Annotated in this window: 12 protein-coding genes; 4 read left to right on the top strand and 8 right to left on the bottom strand. The window is 39.8% G+C overall.

Annotated features, from left to right (window positions below):
* Positions 1-175: 175 nt before the first annotated feature.
* The 3 genes from ACYQY7_RS12560 to ACYQY7_RS12550 form a co-directional block, all read right to left on the bottom strand.
* A complete protein-coding gene (locus ACYQY7_RS12560) occupies positions 176-1,840 on the bottom strand; it encodes a glycoside hydrolase family 13 protein (protein WP_461202531.1) in 1,665 nt (554 codons plus the stop codon).
* Between the two features lie 196 nt (positions 1,841-2,036).
* Positions 2,037-3,644: an MDR family MFS transporter gene (locus ACYQY7_RS12555; protein ID WP_461202529.1), complete on the bottom strand. Its 1,608-nt coding sequence runs from the start codon at positions 3,642-3,644 to the stop codon at positions 2,037-2,039.
* 5 nt (positions 3,645-3,649) lie between these two features.
* Positions 3,650-4,093 (bottom strand): MarR family winged helix-turn-helix transcriptional regulator, encoded by a 444-nt coding sequence (locus ACYQY7_RS12550; protein ID WP_461202527.1) that lies wholly within the window; start codon positions 4,091-4,093, stop codon positions 3,650-3,652.
* Between the two features lie 136 nt (positions 4,094-4,229).
* Here ACYQY7_RS12550 and ACYQY7_RS12545 point away from each other — a divergent pair, with 136 nt between their 5' ends.
* Entirely contained in the window at positions 4,230-5,648 is a 1,419-nt protein-coding gene (locus tag ACYQY7_RS12545; RefSeq protein ID WP_461202525.1) for a SpoVR family protein, read from the top strand.
* 92 nt (positions 5,649-5,740) lie between these two features.
* Here the strand turns inward: ACYQY7_RS12545 and ACYQY7_RS12540 are convergent, their stop codons facing one another.
* A complete protein-coding gene (locus ACYQY7_RS12540) occupies positions 5,741-6,277 on the bottom strand; it encodes a hypothetical protein (protein ID WP_461202523.1) in 537 nt (178 codons plus the stop codon).
* Positions 6,278-6,896: 619 nt separating this feature from the next.
* Here ACYQY7_RS12540 and hflK point away from each other — a divergent pair.
* Together hflK and hflC are read left to right on the top strand one after the other, a co-directional pair.
* Complete coding sequence (gene hflK, locus ACYQY7_RS12535) at positions 6,897-7,862, top strand: FtsH protease activity modulator HflK (RefSeq protein WP_461202522.1); 966 nt, start codon at positions 6,897-6,899, stop codon at positions 7,860-7,862.
* Positions 7,859-8,791 carry a protease modulator HflC gene (hflC, locus tag ACYQY7_RS12530; protein WP_461202520.1) on the top strand — a complete coding sequence of 311 codons (933 nt, stop codon included), beginning with the start codon at positions 7,859-7,861 and terminating at the stop codon, positions 8,789-8,791. The genes hflK and hflC overlap by 4 nt, the downstream gene beginning before the upstream one ends.
* A 4-nt stretch (positions 8,792-8,795) precedes the next feature.
* Here hflC and ACYQY7_RS12525 read toward each other — a convergent pair whose 3' ends face one another.
* Positions 8,796-9,248 carry a methylated-DNA--[protein]-cysteine S-methyltransferase gene (locus tag ACYQY7_RS12525; RefSeq protein ID WP_461202518.1) on the bottom strand — a complete coding sequence of 151 codons (453 nt, stop codon included), beginning with the start codon at positions 9,246-9,248 and terminating at the stop codon, positions 8,796-8,798.
* Positions 9,249-9,349: 101 nt separating this feature from the next.
* Between ACYQY7_RS12525 and ACYQY7_RS12520 the strand changes: the two genes are divergently transcribed.
* Complete coding sequence (locus ACYQY7_RS12520) at positions 9,350-9,598, top strand: YhdB family protein (RefSeq protein WP_032100915.1); 249 nt, start codon at positions 9,350-9,352, stop codon at positions 9,596-9,598.
* A 28-nt stretch (positions 9,599-9,626) separates the two neighbouring features.
* Here the strand turns inward: ACYQY7_RS12520 and ACYQY7_RS12515 are convergent, their stop codons facing one another.
* From ACYQY7_RS12515 to ACYQY7_RS12505, 3 genes are all read right to left on the bottom strand, one after another.
* The gene (locus ACYQY7_RS12515; protein ID WP_461202516.1) at positions 9,627-10,334 is read right to left on the bottom strand and encodes an SDR family oxidoreductase; all 708 of its coding nucleotides are present in this window, start codon (positions 10,332-10,334) and stop codon (positions 9,627-9,629) included.
* 72 nt (positions 10,335-10,406) lie between these two features.
* Complete coding sequence (locus ACYQY7_RS12510; protein ID WP_461202514.1) at positions 10,407-12,146, bottom strand: phospho-sugar mutase; 1,740 nt, start codon at positions 12,144-12,146, stop codon at positions 10,407-10,409.
* A gap of 108 nt (positions 12,147-12,254) precedes the next feature.
* Positions 12,255-12,656, bottom strand: a complete 402-nt coding sequence (locus ACYQY7_RS12505; protein ID WP_461202533.1) for a CBS domain-containing protein — start codon at positions 12,654-12,656, stop codon at positions 12,255-12,257.
* Positions 12,657-12,797 lie beyond the last annotated feature (141 nt).

Raw genomic sequence — 12,797 nt, 5'->3', positions numbered from 1 at the left:
AACCAAAAAAATCGGTCGAGAAAAAAATCTCCCACAAAGTCTTGACTCAAACGTATTCCTCCAACTTCATTCATGTTTTACAAATGTAAATGTAAAATATGAAGATGGGAGAAGTTTGAAAAGTAAGTGAAAGAAATGTGAAATCCCCTTTTCCATATCGGAAAAGGGGATTTCGTTATTTCATTAAATATACGCGCGCTTCATACGGACGCAATGTAAAGCGTGTTGCATGTTTATGTGGCTTCACATCGTAGTTTGCTAACACCAATTGCTCGCTATTTAATTTCAACGAATCATAGCGATACATCGTTTTACGGTCTGTTAAGTTCACGATGACGATCGCTTTTTCTTCACCGAGTGTACGCGTATATGCATAAATCGCTTTATGATTTTCTAATATTAAATCATATGTTCCGTAAACAAATACTTCATGTTGTTTTCTTAGTTGAATCATGCGCTTGTAAAAGTTTAGTACAGAGTTCGGTTCGTTTAACTGCTTTTTGACGTTAATTTGTTTATAATTTTCATTCACTCCAATCCAAGGTGTTCCAGTCGTAAATCCAGCATTTTCTTCATCCGACCATTGCATCGGTGTACGTGAATTATCGCGACCGTTTTTCCAAATCCAATGCATCACTTCTTCGTGTGGACGACCTTTAGCTCGCTCAATGCGATAATAATTTTTAATAGCAACATCGTCATATTCATCAATCGTTTCAAAGCGCACATTCGTCATGCCGATTTCTTGTCCTTGATAAATAAACGGCGTCCCTTGCATAAGGAAATATAATGCTCCTAACGCTTTGGCACTTTCAACAAGATATTGTTCATCATTTCCCCATGTCGACACTGAACGCGGTTGGTCATGATTTTCAAGAAATAGCGCATTCCACCCAACACCTTCTAATCCCTTCTGCCATTTCGTTAATACCCGCTTTAATTTACGAACATCAACACCGCCATCTGTTCCTTTTTGCCAAAGTCCAAGATGTTCAAACTGAAAAATCATATTAAAAATGCCGTTTTCTTCACCGACCCAATCTTCTGCTTCCTCGACCGTTACTCCGTTCGCTTCGCCGACCGTCATAATGTCATAACGCGCAAACGTTTGCGCTTTCAGCTCACGAAGATAGTCCATGATCCCTTCTTGATTCATATGCCCATCAAACGAAGGGACATAGTCAAGTCCTTTTGGATTTGGTAGATCAGGGAGTCCTTCTTTTTTCTTAATGTGTGAAATCGCATCAACACGGAACCCATCAATGCCTTTATCAAGCCACCAATTAATCATATCATATAACGCGCGGCGAACATCTTCATTTTCCCAATTTAAATCCGGTTGCTTCGTCGCAAACACGTGCAAATAATATTGATCAGTTGCCTCATCATACTCCCACGCTGAACCGCCGAAAATGCTTTCCCAGTTGTTTGGCTCTTTTCCATTTTTCCCATCGCGCCAAATGTACCAATCGCGCTTTGGATTGTCGCGTGACGAGCGCGATTCAATAAACCATGGATGCTCATCGCTCGTATGGTTAATAACGAGATCTAAAATGACTTTCATGTCGCGCTTATGAATTTCTTCAAGCAACTGATCGAAATCTTCCATCGTGCCAAACTGCTCCATAATGTCTTGATAGTCGCTAATGTCATAGCCGTTGTCAGCATTTGGCGATTTATAAATGGGACAAATCCATATAACATCGATTCCAAGGTCTTTTAAATAATCAAGCTTTTGAATAATCCCTTGCAAATCACCGATGCCATCTCCGTTCGAATCCATAAAGCTTCTCGGATATATTTGATATGCAATCGCTTCTTTCCACCAAGCTTTTTTCACGTAAAATCCTCCTCAATCCAATCAAAATAAATCGCTTTCAATGATTATTACTCTTTCATGTTAATATACAAACGGCTTCGTTTAAAGAGGAAGTTGCACTTTTTCATAAAAAATTTCGTTTTTGTTGTGCAAACGTTTTAAATACGAACAAAAATAGACAACGATGTATCATCGTTGCCTACTGTATACTTATAATTTATTCCATTTCATTCATTTTATTCGTTCGATTTGAAATCGTAATGCGACCGATAAACATCGCAAAAATAAAACCGATGCCAACAAAAATCAATCCATATAAAAACACATCGCTTAACGCATCAACGAGCGTTTGTTTTAATACAGGCACAAACATTTGTTGCATTTGTTCGGGAATTTTTTTCAACGTCTCTGGATTTAAAATGACTGAATATACGCTTTGCGGATTCGATTCAACAAGTTGTTTAAATGAATCCATCATCGCATGCGCTTGTTCCGGTAATTGTTGTAACAACGGGAGAAACTTCGCTTCCAATAAATCTTTCGAACGATGGTTCATAATCGCTCCTAACAACGTCGCTCCAAACGTTCCACCGATTTGACGGAAAAACTGGCTCGATGATGTCACAACGCCAAGCTGCGACTTCGGAAACACTTCTTGTAACGCTAGTGTAATCACCGGATTGACAAACCCCAACCCAAAACCAAGCGTTGCCATAAATAACATCGCGGTCCATTTATTTGTATGAACATCCATTGTCGACAATAAGAAAAAGCCGAGCGCCACAAGCACCATTCCGACAATAACTTGAGGGCGAACTCCAACTTTTTGTACAAGTCGCCCGCCAATCATGCTAGCAATAATGAGCGCAAACATCATCGGAAACATCATCGTTCCCGATTCTGACGGACTCATCCCGATAATGCCTTGCATAAAGAGCGGCACGAACATAATCGCTCCAAACATGCCAACAGACATAAAAAATCCGACACTATTAAGTACAACAAATGTTTTATTTTTTAATAAATGCATCGGCATAATTGGCTCTTCTGCTTTTCGCTCAACAAATACAAATAAACTAAAGAAAACGACAGAGCTAGCTAATAAAGAAACGATTTGCCATGATAGCCAAGCGTATTTATCGCCACCAAACGTTAAAGCAAGCAATAACGAAACAACGGCGACAACCATCGTAAACATACCGGCTAAATCAAGCTTTACTCGCTCAACTATACGATGATTATGCAAACCGACTGAAATAAGCACAATCGCTAATATACCAACAGGAAGGTTAATATAAAACACCCAGCGCCAATTTAACGAATCAACAATCCATCCACCGACTTGCGGACCAAGAATAGATGCTAACCCAAATACACTACCAAACACACCTTGCCATTTCGCACGCTCTGCTCCTGTAAACAAGTCACCGATGACAATCATCGCCATCGGCATCATAATGCCTCCCCCAATGCCTTGAATGGCGCGGAAAATAATGAGCTGAGTCATCGTATCCGCCATGCCACATAACGCTGAACCAATAATAAAAATCGCTAATCCTAAAATATAAATAGACTTTCGACCAAATAAGTCAGCAAGCTTCCCTGCAATCGGGACAATCGTTGTCGATGTGAGCATGTATGCGGTTGTTAGCCATGCCATCATACTTAATCCACCAAGATCGCCAACAATACGGGGCAACGCTGTGCCAACGATCGTGCCATCGAGCGCCCCGAACAACATCGCCACAAGTAATCCGGTAATTAAAATGCCTCGTTTTTGTCGTATATTTGCAATACTTGTTTGTATTGCTGCTTGTTCTTTCATATATCTCACTTCTCCTCTTTTTCGTTTATCGCAGCAATTTTTTCGATAATATAGACAAACTGTTCAAGTTCATCGAATTGCAATTGTCTTAAATAACGCTCAATAATTTTTCTTCGCTCCGCCCGCGCATGTTCAAGCATTTCTCTCCCCTTTTCAGACAACTGTACATACACGACGCGACGATCTTCCTCATCTCGCTCGCGCAACACAAGCCCACTTTTATATAAGCGATCAATCATTGTCGTAATCGCGCTCGGTTTGACAAACATTTCGTCCGCCAATTCGCTCACTGTGCATTTTTCACGCTTTGAAAGCAAATTTAAAATAAAAAACTGCGGTTTCGTTAAGCCAATCTCTTCTTTCGCTAAATCAGCTGCCAATTTGCGAACGGCTAACGAAAACGCATGCTCTAACCGCTCAACAAGCGCGGTGAAAGGCGTTTGCTCCATACACATCCCTCTTTCTTTAAATATATAAATATTTAATATAGTTAAATATACACGAAGGAAAATATCAAGTCAATGAATCATTCCTGACGTATCAAACGATGCGTTCGTTCATACATTGTCATAAGGAGGGAGCGCGATGAAACGTGATGAACAAAAAGCGTTAGAAAAAGCCATTGCGGAAATTACGGAAATTGCCGAAGGGTTTGGGCTTGATTTTTATGAAATGCGCTATGAAATTTGCCCGGCTGATATTATTTACACATTTGGAGCATACGGCATGCCGACACGTTTTTCACATTGGAGTTTTGGGAAACAATTTCATAAAATGAAACTTCATTATGATCTCGGATTAAGTAAAATTTACGAGCTTGTCATTAACTCCGATCCGTGCTACGCCTTTTTATTAAATACAAATACGCTTATTCAAAATAAATTAATTGTCGCACACGTCCTTGCACATAGTGACTTTTTTAAAAATAACGTTCGCTTCAGCAACACAAAACGAGACATGGTCGAAAGCATGGCGGCAACAGCGGAACGAATTAAGCATTACGAACACGAATACGGAAAACAAGAAGTCGAAAATTTTTTAGACGCTGTATTAGCCATTCAAGAGCATATTGACCCTTCGCTTCTTCGACCAAAGCTTTCATGGACGATGGCTGATACGGAAGTATACGACGATGATGATGAAACACCAAAATCGTCACCATACGACGATTTATGGTCGCTTGATGAAAAGAAAAAAGCTCCACAAACGCGAAAAAAACGAAGAAAATTTCCTCCACATCCTGAGAAAGATTTATTGCTGTTTATTGAAGAATATAGTCGTGAACTCGATGAATGGCAGCGCGACATTTTAACGATGATGCGAGAAGAAATGCTTTATTTTTGGCCGCAGCTCGAAACGAAAATTATGAACGAAGGATGGGCGACGTACTGGCATCAACGTATTTTACGTGAAATGGATTTAACGAGCGATGAAGCGATTGAATTTGCGAAATTAAATGCAGGCGTTGTGCAACCTTCACGTACAGGCATTAATCCATACTATTTAGGACTGAAAATTTTTGAAGATATCGAAAAACGGTGGGACAATCCGACAGAAGAAATGAAAAAACTTGGCGTCAAACCGGGTTCAGGACGTGCGAAAATATTTGAAGTACGCGAGCTAGAATCTGACATCTCCTTTTTGCGCAACTATTTAACGAAAGAACTCGTCATGCGCGAAGATATGTATTTATTCCAAAAACAAGGAAAAGACTACAAAATTGTTGATAAACATTGGGAACATATACGCGATCAACTTGTGAACATGCGCGTAAACGGTGGCTTCCCATACATTACAGTGAACGATGGCGACTATATGCGCAATGGGGAACTATATTTAAAACATTCGTATGAAGGCATTGAACTAGACGTCAAATATTTAGAAAAAGTGCTTCCTTACATTTATCAACTTTGGGGGCGCGCCGTTCATATGGAAACAATCATCGAAAACAAGCCAACGCTATTCACATACGACGGACGAAACGTACAACGAAAATATATATGAGCTACTGAGTGAATAATTAACAGAAAGTTTACATTTTATGTAAACTTTCTGTTCTTTCTCTCAGTAATTACATAAAGTTTGTGTCACAGCATTTATTTAATTAAAATCTTACCTGTGTTCTTAAAACGTTCTATAATGACAAATAGTCGAGAATAGCAATCTTGAATAGTTTTTTCATTCCTAATATTATTGTAAAGTCCTATACCAAAGTATGTATCTTTATAAAATCCTACCACATAGTCCCCAGATTTTATGGTGTGAGCGTCTTCATAACTTAATTGGTCATCAAGAAACGCCAAATAGACCTTTTCAGAATCAATAAAAACAAATGGAATAGGGGATTCCCAATAAATTTTAGCATACTGTGGCTCAGCTGCCTCTTTTAAGTGTTTTTTGGTGATAAATACACTATCCACCTTTGTAACAAATTTTTTTTGCAAAACGTCTTCCAGTGACATTTGAACGAAAGAAATATTATTTTCCCTAATATTAGGAATATCTCCAACAATACCAATTTTTAGTTCTCGTCCTAAATAAACTGGCGAATGAAAATTTGCTCCCTCATTTTCTTTGTGGATCAAATACGAAACAAAGAACATTAATATAACTATTATGAATAGTTTTCTCATAATTCCCTCCTAGATGAATGATAATCAAAACAACTACATTACACCAGATGGGTAGATGTTAATACTAAACCAATGTTACAGGAATTTCAAGCAGGAAGTAAGTATTTCCAAGGAACTATACAGGTCGATTTAGAGCCAACTGGTTATTATTACGTTGTAAATGGAAGTTTTTACAATAACACTATCGTAACCCATACTGGAACAACGGGCGCTAATACAATTTGGACAGCTACATATACTGTAAGTACAACATCTAATTATTAAGGTTCATTATATACAGGTGTTCAGTGGAAGACCGTCATCTATTAAATACAATGTAACTATATAAGTTGTGGTTTTGTTTTAGATGGCAGTATTTGCTCTGCTTGTCATCGTGCCAGTTTGTCCAGTGATAAGAACGGAACATAGAAGTTCAGAAATCTTTATATTACAACCTATACAAGGCTAACCTAAAGTTTTAGGTTGGCCTTATTTTAATGGCAATGATAAATTAATGTAACTCTCTTACATATATTTTCAAAACCGTATGAATTCACTGAACCAATTAGTCGTTTTTTTATTGAAACTTTTTTCTTTTTTTTCCGTACATACATATAAATAACAAGAAAGGTGGGTTTATATGGAGAAACGTTCAGTTACAGGAATCATCATCGGCACAGTGGCAGGTCTTTTTCTTCTTGTCGCTGCATTAACGTCATGGTACACCGTTGATGAGTCAGAACAAGCGATTATTTTAACATTTGGTAAAATTGATGAGGAGGTAACGACACCCGGACTACATTTCAAGCTTCCTTGGCCGATTCAAACGGTCGAAACGTTATCGCGCGAAACGTTTAGTTTACAATTCGGCTACAAAGAGGAAAACGGAAAAGTTGTCGCATCAAACGAAGGAGATACGAAAATGATTACCGGCGATGAAAATATTGTCCTCGCTGATATGGTCGTCCAATGGAAAATTACCGATCCTGCAAAATTTCTTTATCGTTCATACGAGCCGGAACAAATTTTATATAATGCGACATCTGCTTCTTTACGCAGCGTCATCGGTAGTTCGAAAATCGACGATGCCTTAACGTCAGGAAAGGCAAAAATCGAAGCGGATGTGCGCGAATCGCTCACCGCATTAATGAAAAAATACGATATCGGCATTTCGATTTTAGCTGTGAAGTTACAAGACGTTGACTTGCCGAACGACGAAGTGCGCAAAGCATTTACAAACGTTACCGATGCGCGTGAGACGATGAATACAAAAATTAACGAAGCGAATAAATACCGTAACAAACGGACGAAAGAAGCCGAAGGGGAAAAAGATGCCCTCATCTCCCAAGCCGAAGCTGATAAAGTGGCGCGGATTGAAAAAGCGTACGGAGATGTCGCCAAATTTAACGCCTTATACGAAGAATATAAAAACGCGAAAGACATTACAAAACAACGGTTAATGATGGAAACACTTGAACAAGTGCTTCCATACACGCGCATTTACATTATGAACGACGATGGTAATACACTAAAATATTTACCAATTCAACCGATTGAAAAACAAACGACAGAGAAAAAGAAAGAACAAGGGAGTGGTAATGAATGACAAACTTCCAAGACGATCAAAACGTCATCAACTTGAAAGATAAACTTCCGATGAAATGGTTTCGGTTTATAGTTAGTGGCGGCATTGCACTTATTTTACTTATTGTTGTTTTAACAAATATATACATCGTTCATGAAAATGAATATAAAGTTGTTCGTCAATTTGGGGAGATTGTCCGCATCGATCAAACGCCAGGATTACGCTTTAAAATTCCTTTTATTCAAAGCGTCACATCATTGCCGAAAGCACAAATCTTTTATGACGTCGCTGAAGCGGAAATTAATACAAAAGATAAAAAGCGTATTCTTGTCAATCATTACGCCATTTGGGAAATTACAAATCCGAAAGAAATGATTCAAAATGCCCGTACGTTAGAAAACGCAGAATCAAAAATGGATGAATTTATTTTCTCGATTGTTCGTACTGAGCTTGGACGGTTAAATTACGATGAAATTATTAATGACGAAAAGTCATCACGCGGCAGCTTAAACGATGAGGTAACCGCAAAAGTAAACGAACTGTTACAGCAAGACCGTTACGGCATTCGCGTCGTCGATGTACGTATGAAACGCATTGACTTGCCAGAAGAAAATGAACAATCCGTTTATAAACGCATGATTTCCGAACGTGAATCGAAAGCGCAAGAATATTTATCGATGGGAGATGCTCAAAAACAGCGCATTATCGCGCAAACAGACCGCGAAGTAAAAGAAATGCTCGCCAAAGCGCAAGCGGATGCTGAACGTATTCGCGCAGCAGGTGAACAAGAAGCAGCACGCATTTATAACGAAACATTTGCAAAGGATCCTGAATTTTATTCGTTTTACCGTACGCTCGAATCGTATAAAACGACGATTGGCGAAGATACGGTCGTCATTTTACCAGCCAATTCACCTTACGCGAAATGGCTATTGGGGCAAACGCGCTGAAAATTCAGCGCGTTTCGTGCTCAAGTAACCATTTTTTTCGCTCTATTCCCCACGCATATCCACCAAGTTCTCCACTCGTGAGAATGACACGATGACAAGGAATGATGACCGTGATCGGATTGCTGCCGACAGCATTTCCAACGGCTCGTACCGCTTTCGGTTGACCAATTTGTTTGGCAATATCGGCATATGAAACCGTTTGTCCATAAGGAATCGTTTGTAACGTTTCCCACACGCGAATTTGAAACGGGGTTCCCACGAGCTTTAGCGGGATCGAAAACAATGTCCGTTTCTTTTGAAAGTATTGTTCAATCTCCTCCATCCATGGCATAAAGCTAGTTGGAATATTTCTCTCTCTACATTGTTCCACAACATCTATGCGCTCTATGCTTTCATCTGTTCCAATCATTTGTAACCAACCGATTGGCGATTCATAATACGCGATATGTTTCTCCATAACCAACTCTCCTCTGCCAAATCGCACAACATTTACAGCGAAAAAAACCGACCGTTTTTTCATACACTACATATAGCTCCTCACGATAAGGAGGGTTTGTATTGCATACAGCCGACTACGACAAAGCTCTTTACTATACGTACCGTTCGGAATGGGATCATTTACTCATTCTTATGGTACGCACAAAAGACGATTTACTTTCAAAAAAAATTGAACAGTTTCTTCATGCATACAACTTCGAAAAAGATTATACTGTCGTCCAAAAGCGATTGAATGCATTGTTACGTTACATCGATCACGCGTTAGACGTATATGAACAAGAACCGACGCTTACGATGGAATATAATTAGAGCGAAAGGAATGATCTCCTTTCGCTTTTTATACGACGGGATACGTTTGAATGAGCGGATGTAATACAATTTCATCCACTAACATATATTTCGGTGCACTCGCCATATAGATGACCGCTTTAGCGACATCTTCTGCCTTTAGCCATTCTGCTTTTTCAGGCAACCCTTGCACAGAGTTAGCGAAGTATGTATCGACCATTCCCGGATTAATTGTACCGACGCGAATGCCGTATGGACGTACTTCTTGCGCAACGCTTCCTGAAAATCCTTGAACGGCATATTTCGTTGCTGTATATGCGGAACCGTTTGAAATTGTATATCGACCAACGTCAGATGAAATTGTAATAATCGTTCCCGAACGTTGCTTTTTCATGTGTGGAAGCACTGCTTTTGTCCCGATAAATACCCCTTGTACATTTACTTCAAATAGTCGCTTCCATTCTTCGACTGTCGTTTCCTCTACAGGCTTAAATACACCGATACCCGCATTATTCACAAGTAAATCAATGCGACCAAATGTAGCAATGGTCGCTTCGACCACTTCATTCATTTGTTGCTCATTTGATACGTCCGCTTGAAACGTTTTTACATCTTTTAATTGCTCGCCAACTCGGTGAATATCCGAGGAGCTGCCAATTAATACAAGCTTCATTCCTTGCTCTGCCAACTTATGTGCAATCGCTAAGCCGATACCGCGCGATGCACCTGTCACAATAGCCACTTGTCCTTGTAACAAATTAAAATCACCCTTTCTACGTTGTCGCTTCTATGTTACTCGTTCCCCATTTAAAAAACAACTGATAAGGCATTACACCTTATCAGCTGTTAACGTATATACTCGCTCCATGACCGCTGTTTCTAATTGCTCTAATTGTTTCTTCGCCTCGGCGAGCGTCCGCCCTTTGACACCAAAATAAAATTTCATTTTTGGCTCTGTTCCAGACGGACGCGCACAAAACCATGAACCATCCTCTAATACGTATTTTAATACGTCCGATTTCGGTAAATGGATCGTTTCTTTTTTACCTGTATTCGCATATACGCGCTCACTTACCTTATAGTCTTCACGAATCACAACACGTTGACTGGCAACAACGGTTGGCGGTTCATTGCGAAATGTCGCCAGTAGTGCGTCGATTCGCTCCGCTCCCTCTTTTCCTTTTAACGTGAGTGAACGCAACCCTTCTTGATAATATCCATATTGTTCGAACAATTGCATAAGCGCCTCATATAAAGATAAGCCTTGCTTTTTATAAAACGCACACACTTCAACAGCAAGCAATGCCGCTTGAATCGCATCTTTATCGCGAGCAAAGTCACCAATTAAATAGCCGTAACTTTCTTCGTAACCAAACTGAAAGACATACTCTCCTGTTTGCTCGTATTGTTTAATTTTTTCACCGATAAATTTAAACCCTGTCAATGTATCCATCGTTTCGATCCCGAATGACTCGGCAATCGCACGTCCAAATTCAGATGTGACGATCGTTTTAAATACGATGCCATTTGACGGCAATATCCCTTTTTCTTTCTTTTGTGAAAGAATGTAATGAAGCAGCAAGCCACCTGTTTGATTACCTGTTAAAACGACGTATTCTCCTTGTTCGTTTTTTACGGCAATACCTAAACGATCTCCATCGGGATCTGTCGCAATTAACATGTCCGCATCAACTTGTTTACCGAGTTGAATCGCTAACTCAAACGCTGCATGTTCTTCTGGATTTGGCGATTTTACTGTTGAAAAATTTGGATCCGGTTGTTCTTGTTCTTTGACAACAAACACGTTTTCATAGCCAAATTCTTTTAATCCGCGTTGCACAAGCTTATTTGCTGTTCCATGAAGCGGAGTAAATACGACTTTCACATCTACTTCACGGGAAAGCCCGGCGCGAAGCGAAATCGTTTTTAATTTTTGTATGTATGCTTCGTCAATTTCTGCACCGATGATTTGAATAAGCCCTTTTTGTTTTAATACGTCTTCTTGTTCGATCGCAAGTTCCCATTCATTTTCAATCGCATTGACATGTTCGATAACAACATCAGCAATATGTGGTGGCAACTGTGCACCATCTTCTCCGTATACTTTATAGCCGTTATACTCTGGCGGGTTGTGACTTGCCGTAATGACAATACCCGAAAAAGCGTGTAAATATCGAACAGCAAACGAAAGCTCTGGCGTCGGGCGAAGCTCATCGAATACGTACGTCTGAATGCCATGGGTTGCCAACGTTTTTGCAGCTTCCATCGCAAACTGCTGTGATTTATGGCGTGAATCGTATGCGATCACAACTCCTCGCTTTTTTGCTTCCTCTCCAAATGATTCGATATATCGTGCTAATCCGGTCGACGCTTTTCGTACGGTATAAATATTCATGCGGTTCGTTCCGGGTCCAATTTCCCCACGCATGCCGCCCGTACCAAACTCTAACGTTTTATAAAAACAATCTTCTAATAACTTTTCGTCTTGTTCAAGTTGTTGCAAGTGCGCCCGCAATTCTTCGTCTAATTGTGCTTTTTTCCAACGCTCATATATCATTTTCCAAGTCATGTTTATCCCTCCATATCCGTTGCTCATTGTAACTTATTCTCGCCTTTTTATACAAATTCCTTTTTTCCTCATAAAAAGGGGCTCCTTTAAAAGAAGCCCCTTTCTTGTTTAATGATATGAAGGTTCAGAAATCTCGGATAACGCTCGTTCTGCTACTTCATCATACGTATGATTTGTAGCAATGTCTCCAAGTGCAACAATGCCACAAAGCTCGTTATTTTGTACGATCGGCAAGCGGCGAATTTGATTTTTTGCCATCACTTTCGCTGCTTCATCCACACTCATATTCGGTGTACCTGTCACCACATCGCTTGTCATGACTTGTGAAACAGGCGTCGCAGGGGTTAACCCTTGCGCAGTTATACGGAGGGTAATATCACGGTCAGTAATCATCCCTTTGACTTTTCCGTTTTCAACAACAGGAATCGCACCGATATTATATTCGTTCATTAGTCGTGCTGCCTCTTGAACAGGTTGATCTGGTGCAACCGTTGCCACTTGGCGCGTCATAATTGATTCAACTGTATAATTCAATATGATCCTCCCCTTTCGCTTCTTATTGTGTACGTTCAACCGTTCATTATGTAAGTAAAATGTGTATGAGTAAAATGTTTGTGGGAGAAAAAAAGACAGGTTCCTGATTTGGTATAA

It is taken from the genome of Anoxybacillus sp. TBDG-1, from assembly GCF_054815885.1.
Note: the sequence above shows the minus strand (reverse complement) of the source record. Positions and strands in the feature narration are given on the sequence as shown.

Excerpts from the sequence above, each read along its gene's own strand:
- ACYQY7_RS12555 (WP_461202529.1), bottom strand. The coding sequence starts at position 3,644 with ATGAAAGAACAAGCAGCAATACAAACAAGTATTGCAAATATACGACAA.
- ACYQY7_RS12550 (WP_461202527.1), bottom strand. The coding sequence starts at position 4,093 with ATGGAGCAAACGCCTTTCACCGCGCTTGTTGAGCGGTTAGAGCATGCG.
- ACYQY7_RS12545 (WP_461202525.1), top strand. The coding sequence starts at position 4,230 with ATGAAACGTGATGAACAAAAAGCGTTAGAAAAAGCCATTGCGGAAATT.
- ACYQY7_RS12540 (WP_461202523.1), bottom strand. The coding sequence starts at position 6,277 with ATGAGAAAACTATTCATAATAGTTATATTAATGTTCTTTGTTTCGTAT.
- hflK (WP_461202522.1), top strand. The coding sequence starts at position 6,897 with ATGGAGAAACGTTCAGTTACAGGAATCATCATCGGCACAGTGGCAGGT.
- hflC (WP_461202520.1), top strand. The coding sequence starts at position 7,859 with ATGACAAACTTCCAAGACGATCAAAACGTCATCAACTTGAAAGATAAA.
- ACYQY7_RS12525 (WP_461202518.1), bottom strand. The coding sequence starts at position 9,248 with ATGGAGAAACATATCGCGTATTATGAATCGCCAATCGGTTGGTTACAA.
- ACYQY7_RS12510 (WP_461202514.1), bottom strand. The coding sequence starts at position 12,146 with ATGACTTGGAAAATGATATATGAGCGTTGGAAAAAAGCACAATTAGAC.
- ACYQY7_RS12505 (WP_461202533.1), bottom strand. The coding sequence starts at position 12,656 with ATGACGCGCCAAGTGGCAACGGTTGCACCAGATCAACCTGTTCAAGAG.